This window comes from Mucilaginibacter gossypiicola, assembly GCF_900110105.1.
Taxonomy (GTDB): Bacteria; Bacteroidota; Bacteroidia; order Sphingobacteriales; family Sphingobacteriaceae; genus Mucilaginibacter; species Mucilaginibacter gossypiicola.
The window spans coordinates 73379-93879 of the sequence record NZ_FOCL01000011.1 but is presented as its reverse complement, the minus strand read 5'-3'; the positions used below and the strand labels follow the sequence as shown (position 1 = coordinate 93879).

The following is a 20501-nucleotide window of genomic DNA, read 5'->3' as shown; positions in this document are numbered from 1 at the left end:
CGTATTAGCTACCTTAATTAATAACTGCGGATATCTACCCCTGCAAAAATGGATACCCCTTTAAGTACCAGCACCTTTTCGCTGCCTACGCTTGCGGTGCTCCTGATGCGTTTATCATCAACACTTGCAAAAACAGCTGCAAGGTCTGATACTACCTGCCAGTTTGATGGCACAATGATTTTGGTGCCGCCGAAGATCTGGGTAATGTCTATGATAATGCGGCCGTTGATATCTGCCTGTGTAAAATCAAGTTCGGCGCCGCCAAATATGTTTACGATATCGCCTCCGCGGAATTGTTTGGAAAGAATGGTTTTGTTAACCCCTCCAAAAATGGACACAGTATCAATGTAATCGTCGCCTGAATATTTGGTATTGTACTGCTGCTGTTTTTGAGCGTATGGATCAACAGGGGGGATTGGATCTCCTTCGTCTTTTACAGTATAGTCCACAGTTTCGGCTTTTTCAAATTGAAAAGGCTCTTTTTTATCCCAGTTGGTCCATTTCTCTGCTTTAAAATCGTGTTTCCATTGCTGCGGATCGAAATGTTTATTACGTCTTAATATCAGCCACATACCAAAACCAATCACAGCCAGAGGCCCTACTATACGATCAGAATTGTTAATGTTTTGGGTGATCAGGAATATAGTACCTAAAGCAACCAGCATTACCCATGATGCTTTTTTGTAATTGTGTTTAGCACCTACATATATACCCCAGAAAATAAGCCATAATGGCCACAGGGAGAGATGATCGGGTATGAAAAAAATTCGGAATTGCTGAAGCAGCAATATGCCGCCTACAGCAAGTAAAATGATCCCGGCAACAGACTTGCCTTTGTTGGGATCTTTTGGATGTTCTATATCGTTGTTCATTGTATTATCTGCAAATTGAAATCATATCCAAAACTAAGGTAACATTATAGTTGAGCCAAACAAAAATTGGCGATGTATTTAAAGAAATCGGTGAGTGGGGATGTTTTGGCGGTGAAAAAGTTGTGTTTGATTTTTTAACATTCGGCAAAAATAAAAATTTGTATGTTGCGACGGTTTTTTATCCGTAAATAACCATACTAAACTTTATCATATCAAAATGGAACAGCGCTTTAACCCTTCCATGGGCACTACGTTTGAAAAGGAATACAGCCTCAGTACCGGGTGGAAAATATTCCTATATACCGTCATTGTCGCTATGGTAGTCGGCGGCGTTTATCTGGCTTATGTTTCTATCGCCGATAAAAGCTGGTGGCTTGTATTAATAGGGATTGGACTGATAATGTTAGGACTTTATCTCTATCTCGAATTGCAGGCAAGCAAAATAATTATCTCTAACAACGGGATAAAACGTGTGGGGTATTTTAGTAGCAGAGAGTTGCTAATTAATGATATTAAGGGTTACGAAACTGTCCAGGGTAAAAGGATATCTATACGCCCTGTTGATAAATCGAATAAAGCGATAGTTTTAAGCGACTACAGCTATTTTGCCGATGGCAGCGAAATATTGCAATGGGTAGCCTTGAATTGCAAAGATCTTGACGCCGAACAAGAACAGAAAGGTATAGAAGAGATAAAAAATGATGAAAGCTATGGCTACAGCAGTGAAGAGCGATTAGCCGAATTAAAAAAGTTAAAACGGTTTTGCTCATATTTTAATTACGGAGGCATCGGTTTGTGTTTTTGGCTGTTCATACATCCTGCACCTTATGATTATGCTGTTTTAGCCGGTACAATTTGGCCCCTGGTAGTGATGTTTGTATTTTATTTAAAAAGGGATGTAGTTACCCTTAACAGCGCCGACAATAAGAAACAGGCCGTGTATCCATCTTTAAGTACAGCGTTGATATTGCCACCCCTTGGGCTTTTGATAAGGGTACTGGCTGATTTTAAATTAATGCATTTAACTGAGATGCTTTTGCCCGCGTTTTCAGTGATAGCTGTATTAGGGGTTGTTTTTTTGGGGATAATAATGAGTTCGAAGGAAAAAGCACGTTCAAACAAAATGACCTGGCTTAGCGCTGCGGCATTTGTATTGTTATATGGTTTTACTGCCCCTGTTATAATTAATTGCAAATTTGATTATAGCGTCCCAAAAGAGTATAAAGCGCAGGTGCTTAGTCAAAGGGTATCAACAGGTAAACACACATCATATGATTTAACTTTAAGTAAATGGGGGCCGAAAGAAAGTGAAGAAACAGAAGTTTCTAAATCACTTTACTACCAGGTTAAAGTTGGCGATACTGTTTATGTAAATTTAAAACCGGGCCTGTTTAAAATGCCGTGGTATTACGTTAGTAAGTAGCATAAATATTCGATGCATTCAGGGGCACGAACCAGTGTTCCAGTTTCAAAAAAACAGGGTGTTCAACTTTTGAAAAACGGGTGTTCAACTTTTTATTTTCAGAAAAGTTAAGTTGTTGATTACCAGCGCAGATGTGTTCATGTTTGATAAATCAAAAGCAAGTTAAAAAGTTAATATATTGATTGTCAGTAGTATTTGCTTTCGGCAAAAAACGCAAGTGTTTACACCTAAAAAAGTTGAACACCCGGAAATATAAACAAAAAGCCGGGGCTTTTTAAAAATGCCCCGGCTTTGATATATGATGGATGATTGAGTTTAAGCTTCGGTTTTGGGTTGTTCAAAATCAAAGTGTTGTTTAGCTTTTTCATTCTTTTCCCAGAAATCCCTGTCGGTTTGTTTGGCGGGCCTAACGGCTATCCAGGCACCAAGCAACATCAATGCAATTGGCCAGGTTATGCGGTCGGCATCGTTAACGTTATCATTTACCAGGAATATTATGCCTAAGAGTATCATAAATATCCATGATGGTTTCCTGAAGTCGTGTTTGGCACCCATGTAAGCGCCCCAGGCTATGAACCACATTGGCCAGCTAAAAAGCCAATCGGGAATAAGGAAGGCATTAAGCTGATCTATCAGAAATAAACCACCGGCTGCCAGTAATATTATTCCTAACATGATTTTGCCATTTCTTTTGTTTTCGGTGTTTATTATATCGTTGTTCATCGCTTTAAGTTTTAATGTTACCCAAATCTACAGTGATACGGCAGCGGCGGCAATCAATAGTTGGCGATGTAAGGGGAGATGTCGGTAAAGCAGGGGATAAAGGCGGTGAAAAAGTGGCGGAGCGGCGAGAGGCAGGAGGTCAAGAGTCAAGAAGTCAAGAGTCAAGAAGTCAAGAGTCAGGAAGGAAGATAAGAAGAGTGGGATTAGCATTGATAAAATCGAATTGTCATTTCCTTTAGATTAGCTTCAACAATAATAATAACCTCTATTATTCTGTTGAAGCTAATCTAAAGGAAATGACAACCTTTTTAATCAAAAAGCCCTCCCAGCCAGTTGGCGGGGAGGGCTTTAGAACTATTATTCCGGTTCCTGCTGGCTCAGGCAGTGGAAACTGCCGAGGCCCCAGATAATGTCGGTGCTGTCAATACCTACTACCTTGCGGTCGGGGAAGCATTGGGTTAATATGTCAAGTGCTTTATCGTCGTTTTTTGAACGGTAAGTAGGCACAATCACGGCCGAGTTGGCTATGTAAAAATTAGCGTATGAGGCCGGTAAACGGGTATCTTCATAAACTACTGCGTCGGGCATTGGCAATTCAACAATGTTAAGTTGTTTGCCGTTAAGCAGGCGCATGGTTTTCAGGCTTTCAAGGTTTTCCTGAAGGATGTGATAGTTCTCATCGTTCTTATCGTCCTCAACAACGGTAACAACGGTATCCTCGTTTACAAAACGGGTAATATCGTCAATATGGCCGTCCGTATCATCACCTATAATGCCATCACCTAACCAAAGGATCTGCTCTGCTCCGTAATAGTTTTGCAGGTAACTTTCAATCTGCTGCTGGTTGAGCTCCGGGTTGCGGTTTTTGTTAAGCAGGCAGGCAGTGGTAGTTAAAATAGTGCCTTTGCCGTTAAAGTCGACTGAGCCGCCTTCCATTACAATCCCCGGATTAAAAACCGGTAAACCAAAGTGGTTACCTATTTTGGTGGGGATCACATCATCCAGATCAAACGGTGGATATTTGCCACCCCAGGCGTTATAGCCCCAGTCAACAATGGCTTTTTGTTTGGTTAGCGGATTGATTAGGAACGCAGGTCCGTGATCGCGGCACCAGGCATCATTAGTCGGGAATTCAAAGATCTCTATTTTATTAAGATCAACACCGGCATTTTGCAGCTGGAAAATCACCGAGGCTTTCATGTCCTCGTTCGCTACGTTGATACGTACCAGTTCGCCTTGGGTAACTATTTTGATAAACTCAATGTAAGGCGCGTAAATGGTATCTATTTTGCCCGGCCATGAAGCCTCCTTATGAGGCCAGCTAAGCCAGGTAGCGGTATGTTTAGCCCATTCGGCAGGAAAGGAAAAGCCTTGCGAAGCGGGGGTAAGTATAGTTGATATTTGTTGGCTCATAATTTATGATTAATGCAAATGTAAAAGTATTACATCATAAAAAACGTCATTGCGAGGTACGAAGCAATCCCAGATATACAGAGCGACTTTGCATTGCCGATCTGCCAATTGGGGATTGCTTCGTACCTCGCAATGACGCGTGTTTTATATTAGTCTTCGTCTAATAGCCTTTTGGTGATCGGCTGATAGCTGTCTATCCTCCTGTCACGTAAAAACGGCCAGTGACTGCGGTAGTAGTCAGATTTATCCAGATCAAGTTCCTGTACCACTACTTCCTCATCATTGTGTGATGTTTGGTGTATGATGGCACCAAACGGATTGGCAAAGAATGAACCTCCCCAGAATTTAACACCGGCTTCTTCGCCTACACGGTTAACGCTTACTACGTGTATACCGTTTGCAACCGCGTGCGAACGCTGAATGGTTTGCCATGCGTTGTATTGTTCAACGTTGGTAGCTTCATCTTGTGTGGTAGCCCAGCCGATAGCGGTTGGGTAAAATAATATGTCGGCACCCATTAAAGCAGTGATACGGGCTGCCTCAGGATACCATTGGTCCCAGCAAATCAATACGCCTATACGGGCAAATTTGGTGTTGAAAACTTTGTAACCTAAGTCGCCAGGGGTGAAGTAGAATTTTTCGTAAAAGCCCGGGTCATCAGGGATATGCATTTTGCGATATTTACCTAAATAGCTACCGTCGGCGTCAAGTACTGCTGTAGTGTTATGATAAACACCCTGAGCACGTTTTTCAAATAATGAAGCAATGATTACTACATTAAGCTCTGCAGCAACTTTTGATAGCTCGTCTGTCGATGGGCCAGGGATAGCTTCGGCCAGCTTGAAATTATCATAATCTTCTACGTCGCAAAAATAAAGCGAGGTGAAAAGTTCCTGTAAACAAACTATTTGCGCGCCTTTAGCAGCAGCTTCCCTTACTTTAACAATCGCCTTTTCCAGGTTCTGCTGTTTATCAGCAGTACAGCTCATTTGTACTAAACCAACTTTTACTTTACTCATCTTCAAAAAATTTGCGCAAAAGTAACACTTTGTATCAAGGATTTCAGCCTTTTAATATTATGATTACACTGAGTTGAAAGTAGGATTACACTGGCGTGAGATTGCGTTTGCCGTTTTAAATTACAGTATACCTAAAATAATAACCTGATTTACTGCTTTTAATGTTTCTGAAAACAAAATGAAGAAAAATTGTTAATTGACTATCCTGTATATCCAAATAAAAAAATAACATAGCTTTGCAGCCGAATGACACAAACAGAAGACATCATTGACGAAGGTGCCGAACATAAAACCTGGAAAGGTAAGCTTTGGGGCGTTGTAAAAGTAATCCTTATCATATTAGTAACCGGCGGTTTGCTTTACTGGGTTTTCAGTAAAGTGCCTTTTGCTAAAATAAAATATCGTTTAATTCATGCCGACCGCGCCTGGTTAGCTGCTGCTATAGCCTGTTATGTCGGGTCGATGTTTTTTTCATCATGGCGGTTATTGAGCTATTTTAAATCCATTGGTTTACGGTTAGACTGGCGCTTTAACCTTCGCCTGTATTTTCTTGGCTTGTGCTATAACGTGCTATTGCCAGGTGGTATCGGCGGCGATGGTTACAAAATTTACCTGCTGCACAAACGCTATCATCTGCCTACCAAAAAAGTATTCTGGGCTATCCTGTTTGACAGGCTGAGCGGTTTTTGGGCCATAGGTGCCATTGTAGTAGGACTGGTTATTTTAATTCCGAGTTTTCCGTATCACCTGGGCTGGCCGCTTGGTATAGTTTCGGTTGGTTCGGTGATCTATTATTTTGTAGCCCGCAAGTTTTTTAAAGAGTATACCCACAACTTTATACAGGCGCATTTAAAAGCCATAGGCGTACAAAGCATGCAATTGCTTTCCATTGTTTGTTTACTGCTTGCACAAGATTTCAATGGTAAATTTGCGCCGTATCTATTGTCATTTCTTTTTTCATCGTTAGCAGCAATTATTCCGTTTAGTTTGGGCGGCGGTGGTGTTCGCGACGCGCTATTCCTTACCCTGGCCCGCCAGTTTAACCTGGCCGAAGATATGGCTGTTTACCTGAGTTTGGGATTCTATCTCATTTCAATTATTGTAGCTTTATTGGGTGTGTATTATGTGTTAGCTCCTAAGCGTCTGGATGGCGGCCTTAAAAAAGGCGAAGAACCAAAAATGGAAAATCACCCAATAGAAGAATAATATTCTGTTTTAAATCTAATTTCGTAATAATAAACTGAAGTTTGTTTTCATAGCAACCATATGCTAAACTTGGCGTTATATTATAAATCGCCAGTTTATCAATGAGCCATTTCAATGATTTTAATAATCCGCAGGTTGCGGCATTGCCCGGTCATTTAAAACAATTTATAGTCGACCAGCACTACGAGCATTATACACCCATTGACCATGCCGTGTGGCGCTATGTTATGCGCCAAAATTATAGCTACCTCAAGGATGTAGCTTACTATCCTTATATCCCCGGTTTGCAGAAAGCCGGTTTAACCATTGAGCATATCCCCAATTTACAGGAGATGAATGATGCCCTCGGTAAAATTGGCTGGGGAGCAGTTACTGTTGATGGTTTTATCCCGCCCGCGGCATTTATGGAGTACCAGGCTTACAGGGTGCTGGTTATCGCGGCAGATATTCGCCAATTAAAACATATTGAATATACCCCTGCGCCCGATATTATCCACGAATCGGCAGGGCATGCGCCTATTATTGCCGATAAGGATTATCATGAATACCTGAGTTATTTTGGGTCGATAGGGGCGAAGGCCATGTTTTCGGCACAGGATTTTGAATTGTACGAAGCCATCAGGGCTTTATCGATATTAAAAGAAATGCCCGATGCCGATGAAGAGGAAATTATTAAAGCCGAGGAGCTGGTAACTTATTGCCAGGAAAATATGGGCGAGCCTTCAGAAATGGCTTTATTGAGTCGTTTACATTGGTGGACTGTTGAGTATGGGCTGATCGGAACACTGGAGGAGCCAAAGATTTACGGAGCAGGTTTGCTTTCGTCCATCGGGGAGAGCTCGACCTGTATGCAAAGGCATATAGAAAAGTTATGGTATACCATTGATGCTGTTAAATATAGCTATGATATTACCAAGCCCCAACCGCAACTTTTTGTAACCCCCGATTTTCAGAACCTTATAAACGTACTGGAAGAGTTTGCTGATACCATGTCGTTCCGAAAAGGAGGCGCTTACGGTTTAAATAAGGCTGTGGAGAGCAAAAATACTTGTACCGCAGTTTACAGTTCGGGTTTGCAGGTTTCCGGTACCATTACCGATTTTAAAACAGGTGCAGATGGGAAACCTAATTTTATCAAAACAACCGGTCCTACTGCTTTAGCCGTTAATAACAAACAGTTAAAGGGACACGGAAAAGATTACCATAAAGATGGTTTCAGCTCGCCGGTTGGTAAATTGAAAGGTAGCAGTGTTGCTTTAGAAGATTTTTCGGGAGAAGATTTAAACGCAGCCGGAATAGTAAATGGGAATAGAGCTGAATTGTTTTTTGAAAGTGGAATTACTGTAAATGGCGTTGTGAAAAATGTTCTTTCAGCGGATGGTAAGATCTGCCTGATCACTTTTGATAAGGTAACAGTTACAGATAAAGATGGCGCGGTGTTATTTGATCCGGCCTGGGGCGTTTATGACATGGCCGTTGGCGAGAAGATCGTTTCGGTATTTTGCGGCGCTGCCGATAGAGAGGCTTACGAAACCATTGTTTATAAATCAAAAACAGAAACGCATCACGCCGTACATGATCATAAAACTAAAGAACTGCACAGGCTTTACCAGCAGGTGCGTAATTGCCGCATTAACCATGGCGATTACGGTTTTTTAGGTAACGTTTGGCAGCAACTGCAAAAAGATCATCACGACGACTGGCTTTGTGCTTTAGAGATACTGGAAATACTTGATCATGAAAAAGTAGATCTTCCCTTAGCCACCGAGATCAAATATTTTTTAGAGCAGAAAGGAAGCACTGAACCGGAATATGGTAAGCTCATCAGCGATGGTTTTTACCTGATCAAGCACCCGGTTGAGCAAAAATTGGTAGTTTAGCATTGATTTACCATCTTAGGGGTATTAAATCAAGCGTCATTGCGAGGTACGAAGCAATCCCAAACTTTACAGAGCTGCTCTGCTAATTGGGGATTGCTTCGTACCTCGCAATGACGTTAGGAAATAATATTAATAACAAACAATTATTCCCCCTTTAGGGGGGTAGGGGGCATATGAACATTATAATAACCGGCGCCAGCAGTGGCGTGGGCTTTGAAGCCGTAATTGAACTGATACTATCGGGCAGCCACAAGGTAATTGCTTTGGCCCGTTCGCAGGATAAACTGGAACGTTTGCTGGAAATAACCCATGGCTTAAATCCCGATTGCCAGTTGTTTGCCTTAAAGTTTGACATTGTGCATGACGATTATGAAGGTTTACAGCATTTCATAGCGTCACATTTTGATAACCGGGTTGACATTTTGATTAATAACGCCGGGGTGTTGATCAATAAACCATTTGCCCAATTGCTTGAATCGGACTTTGTGGAGATGCTGCAAAGCAACTTTATTGGTCATGTACGCGCTATTCAGGCTTTGGTTCCTTTAATGCCTGCCGGCTCACATATTCTGAATATCGGTAGTATGGGGGGCTTTCAGGGAAGTGCGAAATTTCCGGGCCTGTCGGCTTATTCGGCGAGTAAATCGGCATTACATACACTAACAGAATGTTTAGCACAGGAGTTAACAGAACAAGGTATAAAAGTTAACTGCCTGGCTTTAGGATCAGCACAAACCGAGATGCTGGAACAGGCATTTCCAGGGTATGAATCGCCGGTGATGGCTTTTGAAATGGGTAAGTATATTGCTGATTTTGCATTAACCGGTAGTAAATTTTTTAACGGAAAAATAATACCTGTAGCAGCAACTACTCCCTGAATATTGAATAATATTGCAAACATTTTTATAACTTAGTTATTATAAATATGTTATGTTTTTAGCTAATGGACACCAGGTTTACATCACTTTTTACTCATTCGAAAGACATATTTTTTGTCATGGATATGAATGGTGTGATCCTTCATACCAATTATGCGTTTCGAAATACATTTAACTATACCGATAAGGACTTAGCAGGTTTAAATATTTCAGATATTTGTCACCCGGCCGATAAAGAACGCCAGGCCGAATCGCAGGCAAGCCTTATGGTTCATAAAAAGCTGGTAGGTTATCAAAGCCGGGTAAAGGCCAAAGACGGGTGTTATTTCAGCATTATCTGGTCGGTGATATTAAATGAGGACGATAACCTCATTTATTCAAGCGGTAATACGCTCGCCGGAATGGTTGGGCAGCCTGAAAACGATATCGTTCAGCACACTATTCAAAGCCTTAATGAAGGCTTTGTTGTACTTGATTCATCATGGAATATAACCGCGTTTAATCCAGCCTTTCATGCCATGACCAACCTAAGAGTTGAACAGCTGGAGGTGGCTAATTTCATGCAGATCGAGAACCTGGGCTTGAGTGAACGGGTAGCTAATGAATTTCAATTATCACTAAGCGAGAGACGATCTATACAAGTACAATATCTCAACACCAATTCCAACAGCTGGTTACGCATCAACGTTTATCCTTATAAAAACCAGTTAGCCATTTTTATCCGTGATATCACAGAGATTAAGATGCAGGAATGGGTATTGGGGCTTGAAAAAGAAGTACTTGAACTAAATGCCACCTCTCAATATAATCTTGGACAAACCACACGCGAGCTATTGCGGGGCATTGAGCGCATTTTTCCGGATATGGTATGCTCGGTGCTGGAAGTTGATGAACGACAGGAAAAAATGCATGTGCTGGCTGCCCCGCGCTTGCCACAGGCTTATTGCGATTTAATTGAAGGGCTGCCTGTAGGCCCGGATATCGGCTCATGCGGCAGGGCAGTATATCATCGCGAACAGGTAATTGTAAGCGATATAGAAAATAACCCGCTTTGGGATAACTATGCGCATATGGTAAGACCGTACGGTTTAAAAGCCTGCTGGTCTACCCCGGTAATGAGCTCAAAAGGGTCGAAAGTTTTGGCCGTATTTGGTATTTACTATCATGATACACGGGAGCCCAGCAATGACGAACTAAGTATTATTGAGCGCACGGTTAATATCCTCAGGGTATTGATAGAAAGCAAAAAGACGGAAGATAATATCCGTGAGCAGAACAACCGCCTGCAAACAATTGCCAATATCAGCTCGCATGAATTGCGCAAGCCGGTAGCTACTATTTTAGGCTTGGTTAATTTATTTGATAACGATGACCTGCAAAATCCGCTTAATAAAGAGATCATCGGGCATATTGATACAACATCACAACAACTTGATGGGGTAATTCATTCTATTGTGGAAAGAACGGCTTATATCAAAGCTTTTGGGACTGATGCGTAAGCTTTTTATCACAGGTGTTTTCACAGGTTAGCAAATGACAATACCGGCAGGGAGAAATGTTATAATTAAGATAAGGTTTAGGCTTAAAGCCGTTTTCTATTATATAATTTCTCTATTAGGCTGACAGAAGGGTGTTCCTGTCGGTATTGTCACTGACGAATTTTGATTGTGTTATTTGAAAGGCATGTCTCGTGTAAAATAGATTATTCTTCCTTTGGCGATACCTGCGCCCTTGAATCAACTGATCTTACCCGCCAATGCCCTACCGCCTTCGGGGCCTCGCCCTTTGCTCTTCAGCCTTTAGCACCTACTTTTAAAAATTCATTAACTACTATTTCTGATACGTAACGTTTAATGCCGTCTTTGTCGGTATAGTTACGGTTGGTCAGTTTGCCTTCTATAGCCAATTCGTCTCCTTTTTTAAGCAGGTCTTCGGCAAGGCTGGCTTGTGGTCCCCAAAAAATTAGGTTATGCCATTGGGTATCGGTTATTTTTTCGCCTTTATCGTTCTTATAGCTTTCATTAGTGGCGATAGATAGGCGTACCATTTTTTTATTACTGTCAAATACTTTTACTTCCGGATCCATACCTAAGTTACCTACCAGGCGTACACTGTTTCTTAATGAGTTCATCGTTTTAATATTTACTGTTTAATATTGTTTGAGTTAACGATACAAAGGTGGGGAGGACGCGAAAAATTAACCGGATAATAACCGTTTATAGTCGATATTATCCGTTTGTAACCGTTTGCAAACGGATAAATTAATAACTATCTTTATACTATGAACCAGGAAAGAGTATGCTTAGATTGCGGAACGCCACTACAAGGCCGTGCGGATAAAAAGTTTTGTAACGATCTGTGCCGCAATAACTATAACAATCAGCTCAACAGTAATAGCTATAACCTGGTACGTAATATAAATAATATACTGCGCCGTAACCGCCGTGTACTGGAAGAACTGAACCCAACAGGCAAAACCAAAACAACCCGAAAAAAACTTACTGCAAAAGGTTTTGATTTTGATCATATCACCAGCATCTACCAAACCAAAACCGGATCAACGTATTTTTTTAATTATGAGTACGGCTACCTGTTGTTAGATAACGATGAGGTGTTGCTGGTGAAGAGGGAAGGGGAGTAGAAGTTTGCAGTTTTTAGTTGCAGTGGCAGTTTCAGTAGACAGTTGCAGTATTTCAGCAATGTTGAGCGGCAGGGATCCCGGAAATCCTTTAATCCTAAAAATCCCGGTTCAGGCAAAAAATCTATAATTTAAAAATCCTAAAATACCTTCCAAATCGCTAAAATCGATTTAAGCGTGGGTATGATCCTTGTAAAATTTAAGATTACTGCTATAAAGCGATTTAGGAGGATATGAAATAGTAACTATCGCCTATGTTACCGGTTTAAACAGCTATTTCGGGTTGAAATATGAATAGAAAGTCTGAATCTCTATAGATTTAATAGCATTTAACAGTTTAATATTTTGATAATTAATACTTAACTGTTGTTTCATTCGGCTCTTTATGTTTTCAATAAATTTAAGTACGTTTGGGGAAATGTAAATTTTTAATTTTTGACTGATCTTACTAATTTAAAATGAAATTATTTATTAAGAAACCGATTGCTCAACTAATGGCTGCTTCGGCAGAAACGGAGAAATCGCTTAAGAGAACCTTAGGCGTTGGCTCGCTTATAGCACTCGGTATCGGCGCAATTATAGGTGCCGGTATTTTTGTTCGTACAGCAGCTGCGGCAGGTGAACATGCCGGTCCTGCGGTTACCATTTCTTTCCTTATAGCAGCCGCAGGTTGCGCCCTGGCAGGTTTATGCTATGCAGAATTTGCCAGTATGATCCCTATCGCAGGCTCTGCTTACACTTACTCTTATGCTACCATGGGCGAATTCATAGCCTGGATCATTGGCTGGGATTTAGTACTTGAATATGCACTGGGAGCCGCTACGGTTGCTATTGGCTGGTCGCAGTATTTTAATGAGTTTTTAACAACTTTCTTTAGTGTGCATATACCGTACGCATGGTCGCACTCGTTTATGGAAGTCTCAAATACCACCACAGGTATGTACGCCGCTGAAATGGGTACAAGAGGTATCGTTAATCTGCCTGCTATTCTTATCCTGTTCTTATTGACTCTGTTACTAATTCGTGGTACTGCGGAATCAGCAGTTGTGAATAATATCATCGTAATTGTAAAAGTTGCCATCGTATTGATGATCATTGGTTTAGGATGGCATTTCATTAACCCGGCTTTCCATACCCCGTATACTATCCCTGCCGATGCAGGTAAAATTAAAGTAAGTGCCGGCGTGGTTGACTATGCCGATACCTTTAACCACGGTTGGCTTGGTGTTTTACGTGGTGCAAGTGTTGTGTTTTTTGCCTTTATTGGTTTTGATGCAGTTTCAACTGCTGCTCAGGAAGCTAAGAACCCGCAGAGAGACATGCCAAAAGGTATTTTGATATCATTAGTGTTTTGTACAATACTTTATATCTTATTCTCGCATGTGTTAACTGGTTTGGTGTCATACAAAGATTTCCTTATCCAGGGTAAAGAAGCTTCGGTAAGCTATGCTATCAAAACAGCTATGCCTGGCTACGGCTGGTTAGCGTCATTTGTTACGGTATCTATACTTGCAGGCTTCTCTTCTGTAATTTTGGTAATGCTTATGGGCCAAACCCGTGTGTTTTATACAATGAGTACCGATGGTTTAATACCTTCAGTGTTTTCAAAATTACATCCTAAATTCCGTACCCCTTACAAATCACAATGGTTATTCTTTGTGTTTGTATCGTTATTTGCCGGTTTTATTCCCGATAAATATGTAGGTGACATGGTAAGTATTGGAACACTGTTCGCTTTTGTGCTTGTATGTATAGGTATCCTGATTTTAAGGAAAACTGATCCTGATATTGTGCGTCCGTTTAAAACCCCTGCATACATGATAGTTTGCCCGCTTGGAGCTATCATTTGCTTGTGCATGATTGCAAGCGAAGGCTGGGAAAACTGGGCAAGGCTTATTGTTTGGTTATTGATTGGTTTTGCAGTTTACTTTGGCTATAGCATCAAACGCTCACATGTACGCCATGGCAAGGTTGAAGGCGCTAATAACCCTATAAACCCTAAATTTGTTGAGTAATCATAACAATGTTATCATAAACAAAAAAGGTTCTGAATTTTCAGAACCTTTTTTGTTACATTCCATTTTACATAATTAAACCAATAAAACCGCTTCATGAAGGGCGATAAAAACCTGTGGGTATTAGTATTTGTATGCATCATCAACTCGTTGGGGTTTGGCATTATTGTACCGATACTTTACTCGTACGGTAAAACCTTCGGTGTTACAGGCGAAACATTAGGCGTTTTAACAGCATCCTTTTCAATAGCTCAGTTCTTTGCTACGCCTGTTTTGGGTTCACTATCTGATAAATGGGGGAGGAAGCCTTTACTGGTTATCAACCTTGCAGGTACCTGCATCTCCTTTATCCTTTTTGCCGAAGCCCGAAGTATGATCATGCTTTTTGCAGCGCGGATTCTGGATGGACTTACCGGTGGCAACGTATCTGTAGCGCAAGCTATGGTATCGGATACGGCAAGGCCGGATAACCGGGCCAGGAGGTTTGGTATTTTGAGTTCGGCGTTCGGGTTCGGCTTTGTAATTGGGCCGGCCATAGGTGGTTTACTAAACAGATACGGTATGCAGGTGCCTTTCTATTTTGCCGCAGGCATTTCACTTATCGGTACGCTTTGCAGCTTATTCTTTTTAAAGGAAACTAACCCGCCTGATAAAACAAAAAAGGATCCGGAGAAAACTAAGTTCTCGTTTACTGCATTGGTAACTACACTTAAACGACCCATTATAGGTACGGCGGTGTTTACAGGCTTTATGCTTACCATGGCGCAGTTTACCATGATCATCGGTTTTCAAACTTTTAGTGTCGATGTATTGCAGATCAATCCTACTCAGATCGGTATTTTGTACGCCGGTTTCGGTGTAAGTGGTATTATTATGCAGCTTTGCGTACCGTTGTTTACTAAATGGTTCTCATCCAAATCAATGATCCTGTTGCTTTCTACTTTCCTATGCCTTGTAGCAATGTTTGTAACCGGACTTACTAATCAATTTATACCCTTTGTTATCGGCATTTGTATTTATGGCCTGTTTAACGGTTTGCGCAATCCTATGCTTAACGCAATCATTGCCGATCATATCGATCATAAAGAACAAGGCAAAATATTGGGCATCAATCAATCGTATGCTTCTATAGGGCAAACCCTTGGGCCAGTTACCGCGGGCTTTGCAGCTTTGCTATCGGTACATGCTATTTTCTTCTTATCTTCATGCTATATTTTGGCTGCACTGCTGCTGAGTATCCGGTTAAAGAAAAAAGAATAAATTTAAGACACCATGCCGCACCCGTTTATATTTAAAGAGATCATTTCGGTTACGATGATCCTGTTTGCTATTATTGATATTTTGGGTGCTATACCGGTAATTATTCAGCTGAGGCAACGGGTAGGCCATATCGAATCGGAAAAGGCCAGTATAGCCGTTCTGGTGCTTATGGTAACCTTCCTTTTTATAGGGGATGAACTGCTGGCGGTTATCGGGCTTGATATTTCTTCCTTTGCTATTGCTGGCTCCCTGGTGATTTTTATTATCGCCATGGAAATGATATTAGGTGTCGATTTTTTTAAAGAAGAACTGCCGCAGGCAGCATCCATAGTGCCGCTGGCCTTCCCGCTGATAGCAGGGGCCGGTACCATGACCACGCTACTTTCCCTTAAGTCGCAATATCAAACGCAAAATATCCTTGTAGGCATTGTGTTGAATACCCTTGTGGTTTACCTGGTACTTAAAAATGTAAAATGGCTTGAGAGGCTGCTTGGGCCGATAGGATTGAGTGTGCTTCGCAAAGCATTCGGGATTATTTTATTGGCGATAGCGATCAAACTTTTCAGGAGTAATACGCATTTGTAGGCTTTCACAAATTTTAACCTAAACCGATGGACGAAGAACTAAAAAGGAAGGCTTACCTGCAAGCTTCAAGATTAAAAAACGAGGGGCTTGATAATGAGGTTATTTATGCCCGTCTCGAAAAGCAAGGTATCCCTCCCGAGTTGATAAAGCAAGTATTAACGAATTTGACTGCTCAAAAAATAATTGACGTTAATAGTGCACAAAAGCCATTCTTTAATTTAGCGTTATTAAAAATAGGAATCGGTGTTCTTTTAGCTATTGTTTCAATGGTGGTTTTACCCGGTCAGGTTATTTTACCTATTGGCTTAATTGCAGGGGGGATTATTACAGCGGTGATAAAAAGACCAAGGTAAGATTCTATAGTAGGAGGCCCAAGTCAGCCTCCACACTATCCTCCACTCAAGACTTGCGCCAAAAGGGGGTAATACGCATTTGTAGATCAAAAAGGCTTATTCTCTCATGTCATTGCGAGGAGCAGGCCGGGATTTGCGGTGGCGCGACGCGGCAATCGCATGCTATACGGGGCGGAGAGGCTTTCGTGTGGTTGCCAGCTACGCTCGCAATGACATAAATTATTAAATGGCCGGGGGGCTAAGCCTCGCCACAAACATGGTATCTGCCTTACGCTCATAGCCTTTTAAAACCGCCTTCCCTTCAAGTTTTAAACCGAGCTCAGTTACTAAATAATCCACCACATCTTCATTCTCTCCTTTGAAGGCAGAGCAGGTGATGTAAATAAGCGGCTTACCCGGTTTGAGGTATTTCACCACATTTTGGGCGATGCTTTTTTGAAGCTTCTGGAAAAACTCTATTTTATGATTATCAAACTGGGCTATCATTTCGGGAGTACGTCCCCAGGTGCCGGAGCCGCTGCAGGGTGCATCAAGGATGATCCCGTCGAAAGCGTAATCATGCATCACCGAATCGATGTTTTGGGTAAGATCGAGGGCTTTTTTCTGGTATTTGGTCAATCCGGCCAATTGAAAGCGTTCATCAAGGTTAGCCAGTATGGATTCGCGGATATCAGATACAACCAGTTTGATATTGGGCTCATCCTCATGTAATAATAAGGATTTACCACCTGATGCTGCGCAGGCATCCCACCAGCTATCCCAACGCTGTGGTTTAAAGTAATTACCCGTTTGCTGCGATGAATAATCCTGAACCTCAAACCAGTGTTGTTTGGGGAATATAGTTTCGAGGCGGGTACCGTTTGGCAGCGAATAACAGCCATTACCTTCGTCCTTAAATACAACCTGGGCTTTGGTTAGTTCGGCTTTTACCAAATGATCATAGCCGTTACGTACCCGGATAAACAGATCGGGCTGGCAAAAAAACGATTTCAGAAAAGCTTCTTTATCAATTCCGTCCGAAAGTTGGCTGCTCCACGGAAAAACATCTTCCAGTTTAAAATCCGGGTAAGCAGTTTTTACGAGGGCGAGTTTATCATCATCACTAAAACCTACGCAAACGGCCCATTCGGGCTTAAAGTTTTGGAGGTAGGAGTTAGTTTGGGTATTACATAAAAATTCTGCGACTAACAGGCGTTCGTCTTCCGGAACATCAGGCAGTGCCTTGCCCAGGCGAAAGTAATTGTACACCAGCCGGTTGGCAACCCGCCTGTCGGTTGAGCCCATTTGTTTGTTTTGCCGGTAAAAGCCGGGTAAAAATTTACTTAGTGGCGTATCGGCAGGGTATTCACCCAAAATTCGCTGAAACGTTTTAAGCTGATTTATAGCCTTCATTCTACCTGTTTTAGCTCAAAGTTAGTGTACATTAATATATTTACGTGGGTATTGATCCAGCCCTGTCCCGGTTTTTTAATAAAATGGAAGCCGTTATGCAAGCCGGTAAAATCGGTTCCCTCAATTGAAGCTAAACCTTTATCGGCAAAAAGCTGCCTGCCAAAGTATAAACCCTCGTCAAAACCCTTAATAGCGTATTCGGTCGGTTCAACGTGATATGCCCGCCTATAGTTACGTAAAAATGTTATTGTAGCCCCGGCTTTGTAATTTATTTTTTCGGTTGAGGTGATATGTGTATTCAATCGCTGTAATAGTTGTGGTTTCAGGAAGCTAAACTTGTCCCAGCTTGGGTGCCCGAACACCATAACCGGATAGTGCTTGTTCAACGTATCTAACGACCGTAGGGTCACACCTAAAAATGCCTGATCAATAGCAGGGATCACAAATACGTTTTTCTCGGTTTTTGAAAGTTGCGGCAATAAGCTGCCCAGCTTTCCGCGTACAACATATACATTGATAACCTTTACCTTCTTTTTGCTTAAGCTGTCAATGGCTTTTTTAAAATTAACCGCGTAATCATTTTCCTGGTTAAAGCCCGAACGAAGAATAAAGATCTTTTTGGGTTTTACCGTTCTGTTAATATACTCTGCTGCGCCCCAGGCATGATATTCAAGCGGAGGTATAGCGGTGATCAAATTTTTGCTGTTGATGGTAGCCGGATTAGCAGGCGATAAAGGTGACAAAATAGGCCCTTTAGAATAGGACAGGGCACCGGAAAATGCCTTTACGCCATCCGGAAAAACAGGGCCGACTATCAGATCGCTTGAACGGACAAACGCGTTTAAAGCCAGGTCATGCGCCTGCATAGCCTCATCTCTTGAGTCAAAGATCTGCAGCTTATAGTTATTGCCATAAGTGGTAAGCGAATCAAGGGCAAGTTTAAATCCCTGGTAATATTCAACAGCTATGTTAGCCTGACTAAGCTGTAGAGGACTGTATTTTTGAGCCGGATTTAAATGTTCAAGATTCAGGGGCAAGAGCATGGCTATGTTTGCCACTTTTTGCTCCGAAGCCTTTTCTGCCGGTTTCTCGGTGGTATTGCCGGGCTTTTTTTCGGTATTATCAGTCGGTTTTTTTACGGTAGTTGCTACCGGCCGCGTTTTTGGTGAACACGCGGCCAGCAGCAATGCTATGCAAAAAAACGGTAACCACTTATTCCCACTCAATAGTGGCCGGTGGTTTTGAACTGATATCATATACTACCCGGTTAATTCCTTTTACGTTGTTGATGATCTCGTTGCTGATCTTAGCCAGCAAGTCATACGGTAAATGGCACCAGTCGGCGGTCATACCGTCAACCGATTCAACGGCACGCAGGCAGATCACGTTTTCGTAAGTACGTTCATCGCCCATAACACCTACCGATTGCACCGGTAAAAATATAGCACCGGCCTGCCAAACTTTATCGTAAACTCCGGCAGCACGTAAATTGTTTATATAAATTGCATCAGCTTCCTGTAATATCGCCACTTTTTCGGGTGTGATATCGCCCAGGATCCTGATTGCCAGACCTGGCCCCGGGAAAGGGTGGCGGCCTAAAATATTAGGATCGATGCCTAAAGCTTTACCTACTTTCCTTACTTCGTCTTTAAACAAAGTGTTAAGTGGTTCAACTACTTTAAGCTTCATGAAATCGGGCAAACCGCCTACGTTATGGTGCGATTTGATGGTAGCAGAAGGGCCTTTAACCGACACAGATTCGATAACATCCGGGTAGATAGTACCCTGGCCAAGCCATTTTACATCCTGTACTTCGTGCGCGGCATCATCAAATACTTCGATGAATACGCGGCCGATAGCTTTACGTTTCTTTTCAGGATCGGTTAAGCCAGCAAGCGCGTCATAAAAACGTTGTTTGGCGTCGATGCCTTTTATGTTTAAGCCCATGTGTTTGTATGATTCAAGCACCTGCTCAAATTCATCTTTACGTAAAAGGCCGTTATCAACAAATATACAGTGCAGGTTTTTGCCGATAGCATGGTGCAGCAATACCGCCGCAACCGACGAATCAACACCGCCTGATAAACCAAGTACTACTTTATCATCGCCCAGTTTTTCGCGAAGAGCGGCAACCGTGGTTTCGATGAATGAGTCTGGTGTCCAGTCTTGTTTGCAGCCGCAAATGTCAACCAAAAAGTTTTGCAGCAACTGTTTGCCGTCAATGCTGTGGGTAACTTCCGGGTGAAACTGGATACCGTAGGTTTGGGTGCCGGTAACTTGGTAAGCTGCAACTTTAACGCTATCGGTACTTGCAATTACCTCAAAGTTATCGCCAATAGTTGCAATGGTATCACCATGCGACATCCATACTTGTGAACCACCGGGAACATCTTTAAACAAAGGGTTATCCTGTTTAATATATTCCAGGTTGGCACGACCGTATTCGCGGGTGCTTGATGGCAATACTTCGCCGCCATGGAAATGGGCAACGTATTGAGCACCATAGCAAACACCTAAAATAGGACGTGTGGTATGGAATTTTTCAAACTCGAAATGAGGAGCGTCTTCCTGCCTTACAGAGTAAGGACTGCCTGAAAGGATGATACCTTTTACAGTGCTGTCAATTTCAGGGTAATGATTGAAGGGGTGGATCTCACAATAAATATTGAGCTCCCTGACGCGGCGCGCTATAAGTTGGGTGAATTGCGAACCAAAGTCAAGAATGAGGATTTTTTCTTGCATGGGCAAAGATAGGAATTTGATTTGAGATGTGAGAATTTCCAGTCTCTAATTTAAAAAGTAAGTTATAAATCATGTCATTGCGAGGAGCAAAACGGGAATGAG

Annotated in this window: 19 protein-coding genes; 11 read left to right on the top strand and 8 right to left on the bottom strand. The window is 42.0% G+C overall.

Annotation, left to right across the window (positions count from 1 at the left end; genetic code table 11):
• Window positions 1–17: 17 nt before the first annotated feature.
• Window positions 18–872 carry a LiaF transmembrane domain-containing protein gene (locus BMX50_RS27385; protein WP_091218055.1) on the bottom strand — a complete coding sequence of 285 codons (855 nt, stop codon included), beginning with the start codon at window positions 870–872 and terminating at the stop codon, window positions 18–20.
• Window positions 873–922: 50 nt separating this feature from the next.
• Between BMX50_RS27385 and BMX50_RS34665 the strand changes: the two genes are divergently transcribed.
• Window positions 923–1060 carry a hypothetical protein gene (locus tag BMX50_RS34665; RefSeq protein ID WP_167668126.1) on the top strand — a complete coding sequence of 46 codons (138 nt, stop codon included), beginning with the start codon at window positions 923–925 and terminating at the stop codon, window positions 1058–1060.
• 29 nt (window positions 1061–1089) lie between these two features.
• On the top strand, window positions 1090–2295 hold the full coding sequence (locus tag BMX50_RS27380; RefSeq protein WP_091218051.1) for a hypothetical protein: 1206 nt from the start codon (window positions 1090–1092) through the stop codon (window positions 2293–2295).
• A gap of 315 nt (window positions 2296–2610) precedes the next feature.
• Here BMX50_RS27380 and BMX50_RS27375 read toward each other — a convergent pair whose 3' ends face one another.
• The 3 genes from BMX50_RS27375 to BMX50_RS27360 form a co-directional block, all read right to left on the bottom strand.
• On the bottom strand, window positions 2611–3018 hold the full coding sequence (locus BMX50_RS27375; RefSeq protein WP_091218046.1) for a LiaF transmembrane domain-containing protein: 408 nt from the start codon (window positions 3016–3018) through the stop codon (window positions 2611–2613).
• Between the two features lie 357 nt (window positions 3019–3375).
• Window positions 3376–4431: an agmatine deiminase family protein gene (locus BMX50_RS27365; protein WP_091218039.1), complete on the bottom strand. Its 1056-nt coding sequence runs from the start codon at window positions 4429–4431 to the stop codon at window positions 3376–3378.
• A gap of 149 nt (window positions 4432–4580) precedes the next feature.
• Complete coding sequence (locus tag BMX50_RS27360; RefSeq protein ID WP_091218034.1) at window positions 4581–5450, bottom strand: carbon-nitrogen hydrolase; 870 nt, start codon at window positions 5448–5450, stop codon at window positions 4581–4583.
• 246 nt (window positions 5451–5696) lie between these two features.
• Between BMX50_RS27360 and BMX50_RS27355 the strand changes: the two genes are divergently transcribed.
• The 4 genes from BMX50_RS27355 to BMX50_RS27340 all read left to right on the top strand — a co-directional run bounded on the left by BMX50_RS27355 (window position 5697) and on the right by BMX50_RS27340 (window position 10913).
• Window positions 5697–6656 (top strand): lysylphosphatidylglycerol synthase transmembrane domain-containing protein, encoded by a 960-nt coding sequence (locus tag BMX50_RS27355; protein WP_091218030.1) that lies wholly within the window; start codon window positions 5697–5699, stop codon window positions 6654–6656.
• Between the two features lie 101 nt (window positions 6657–6757).
• Window positions 6758–8536: an aromatic amino acid hydroxylase gene (locus tag BMX50_RS27350; protein ID WP_091218028.1), complete on the top strand. Its 1779-nt coding sequence runs from the start codon at window positions 6758–6760 to the stop codon at window positions 8534–8536.
• Between the two features lie 173 nt (window positions 8537–8709).
• A complete protein-coding gene (locus BMX50_RS27345) occupies window positions 8710–9414 on the top strand; it encodes an SDR family NAD(P)-dependent oxidoreductase (protein ID WP_091218023.1) in 705 nt (234 codons plus the stop codon).
• Between the two features lie 65 nt (window positions 9415–9479).
• Window positions 9480–10913, top strand: a complete 1434-nt coding sequence (locus BMX50_RS27340; RefSeq protein WP_091218018.1) for a PAS domain S-box protein — start codon at window positions 9480–9482, stop codon at window positions 10911–10913.
• 293 nt (window positions 10914–11206) lie between these two features.
• On the opposite strand, the gene BMX50_RS27335 is transcribed toward BMX50_RS27340, so the two are convergent.
• A complete protein-coding gene (locus tag BMX50_RS27335; protein WP_091218015.1) occupies window positions 11207–11545 on the bottom strand; it encodes a single-stranded DNA-binding protein in 339 nt (112 codons plus the stop codon).
• Window positions 11546–11695: 150 nt separating this feature from the next.
• Between BMX50_RS27335 and BMX50_RS27330 the strand changes: the two genes are divergently transcribed.
• The 5 genes from BMX50_RS27330 to BMX50_RS27310 all read left to right on the top strand — a co-directional run bounded on the left by BMX50_RS27330 (window position 11696) and on the right by BMX50_RS27310 (window position 16265).
• Window positions 11696–12055 carry a hypothetical protein gene (locus BMX50_RS27330; RefSeq protein ID WP_091218011.1) on the top strand — a complete coding sequence of 120 codons (360 nt, stop codon included), beginning with the start codon at window positions 11696–11698 and terminating at the stop codon, window positions 12053–12055.
• A gap of 455 nt (window positions 12056–12510) precedes the next feature.
• The gene (locus tag BMX50_RS27325; RefSeq protein WP_091218008.1) at window positions 12511–14067 is read left to right on the top strand and encodes an amino acid permease; all 1557 of its coding nucleotides are present in this window, start codon (window positions 12511–12513) and stop codon (window positions 14065–14067) included.
• Between the two features lie 96 nt (window positions 14068–14163).
• Entirely contained in the window at window positions 14164–15327 is a 1164-nt protein-coding gene (locus tag BMX50_RS27320; protein WP_091218005.1) for an MFS transporter, read from the top strand.
• 12 nt (window positions 15328–15339) lie between these two features.
• Window positions 15340–15912, top strand: coding sequence for a MarC family protein (locus tag BMX50_RS27315; RefSeq protein ID WP_090528400.1), 573 nt, complete (start codon window positions 15340–15342; stop codon window positions 15910–15912).
• A gap of 26 nt (window positions 15913–15938) precedes the next feature.
• On the top strand, window positions 15939–16265 hold the full coding sequence (locus BMX50_RS27310; RefSeq protein ID WP_091218001.1) for a hypothetical protein: 327 nt from the start codon (window positions 15939–15941) through the stop codon (window positions 16263–16265).
• 222 nt (window positions 16266–16487) lie between these two features.
• On the opposite strand, the gene BMX50_RS27305 is transcribed toward BMX50_RS27310, so the two are convergent.
• The 3 genes from BMX50_RS27305 to guaA are packed head-to-tail and all read right to left on the bottom strand — an operon-like array spanning window position 16488 to window position 20399.
• Complete coding sequence (locus tag BMX50_RS27305; protein ID WP_091217996.1) at window positions 16488–17657, bottom strand: RsmB/NOP family class I SAM-dependent RNA methyltransferase; 1170 nt, start codon at window positions 17655–17657, stop codon at window positions 16488–16490.
• Window positions 17654–18913, bottom strand: coding sequence for an ABC transporter substrate-binding protein (locus BMX50_RS27300; protein WP_143065278.1), 1260 nt, complete (start codon window positions 18911–18913; stop codon window positions 17654–17656). Before BMX50_RS27300 ends, BMX50_RS27305 begins: the two co-directional genes overlap by 4 nt.
• On the bottom strand, window positions 18870–20399 hold the full coding sequence (guaA, locus tag BMX50_RS27295; protein ID WP_091217989.1) for a glutamine-hydrolyzing GMP synthase: 1530 nt from the start codon (window positions 20397–20399) through the stop codon (window positions 18870–18872). Before guaA ends, BMX50_RS27300 begins: the two co-directional genes overlap by 44 nt.
• Window positions 20400–20501 lie beyond the last annotated feature (102 nt).

What these genes read in the sequence shown, in the direction of transcription:
- BMX50_RS27340 (WP_091218018.1), top strand. Translation starts at nt 9,480, where the DNA reads ATGGACACCAGGTTTACATCACTTTTTACTCATTCGAAAGACATATTT.
- BMX50_RS27335 (WP_091218015.1), bottom strand. Translation starts at nt 11,545, where the DNA reads ATGAACTCATTAAGAAACAGTGTACGCCTGGTAGGTAACTTAGGTATG.
- BMX50_RS27310 (WP_091218001.1), top strand. Translation starts at nt 15,939, where the DNA reads ATGGACGAAGAACTAAAAAGGAAGGCTTACCTGCAAGCTTCAAGATTA.
- BMX50_RS27325 (WP_091218008.1), top strand. Translation starts at nt 12,511, where the DNA reads ATGAAATTATTTATTAAGAAACCGATTGCTCAACTAATGGCTGCTTCG.
- BMX50_RS27365 (WP_091218039.1), bottom strand. Translation starts at nt 4,431, where the DNA reads ATGAGCCAACAAATATCAACTATACTTACCCCCGCTTCGCAAGGCTTT.
- BMX50_RS27355 (WP_091218030.1), top strand. Translation starts at nt 5,697, where the DNA reads ATGACACAAACAGAAGACATCATTGACGAAGGTGCCGAACATAAAACC.
- BMX50_RS27360 (WP_091218034.1), bottom strand. Translation starts at nt 5,450, where the DNA reads ATGAGTAAAGTAAAAGTTGGTTTAGTACAAATGAGCTGTACTGCTGAT.
- BMX50_RS27305 (WP_091217996.1), bottom strand. Translation starts at nt 17,657, where the DNA reads ATGAAGGCTATAAATCAGCTTAAAACGTTTCAGCGAATTTTGGGTGAA.
- BMX50_RS27350 (WP_091218028.1), top strand. Translation starts at nt 6,758, where the DNA reads ATGAGCCATTTCAATGATTTTAATAATCCGCAGGTTGCGGCATTGCCC.
- BMX50_RS27375 (WP_091218046.1), bottom strand. Translation starts at nt 3,018, where the DNA reads ATGAACAACGATATAATAAACACCGAAAACAAAAGAAATGGCAAAATC.
- BMX50_RS27345 (WP_091218023.1), top strand. Translation starts at nt 8,710, where the DNA reads ATGAACATTATAATAACCGGCGCCAGCAGTGGCGTGGGCTTTGAAGCC.
- BMX50_RS27315 (WP_090528400.1), top strand. Translation starts at nt 15,340, where the DNA reads ATGCCGCACCCGTTTATATTTAAAGAGATCATTTCGGTTACGATGATC.
- BMX50_RS27385 (WP_091218055.1), bottom strand. Translation starts at nt 872, where the DNA reads ATGAACAACGATATAGAACATCCAAAAGATCCCAACAAAGGCAAGTCT.
- BMX50_RS27300 (WP_143065278.1), bottom strand. Translation starts at nt 18,913, where the DNA reads ATGATATCAGTTCAAAACCACCGGCCACTATTGAGTGGGAATAAGTGG.
- BMX50_RS27330 (WP_091218011.1), top strand. Translation starts at nt 11,696, where the DNA reads ATGAACCAGGAAAGAGTATGCTTAGATTGCGGAACGCCACTACAAGGC.
- BMX50_RS27320 (WP_091218005.1), top strand. Translation starts at nt 14,164, where the DNA reads ATGAAGGGCGATAAAAACCTGTGGGTATTAGTATTTGTATGCATCATC.
- guaA (WP_091217989.1), bottom strand. Translation starts at nt 20,399, where the DNA reads ATGCAAGAAAAAATCCTCATTCTTGACTTTGGTTCGCAATTCACCCAA.
- BMX50_RS27380 (WP_091218051.1), top strand. Translation starts at nt 1,090, where the DNA reads ATGGAACAGCGCTTTAACCCTTCCATGGGCACTACGTTTGAAAAGGAA.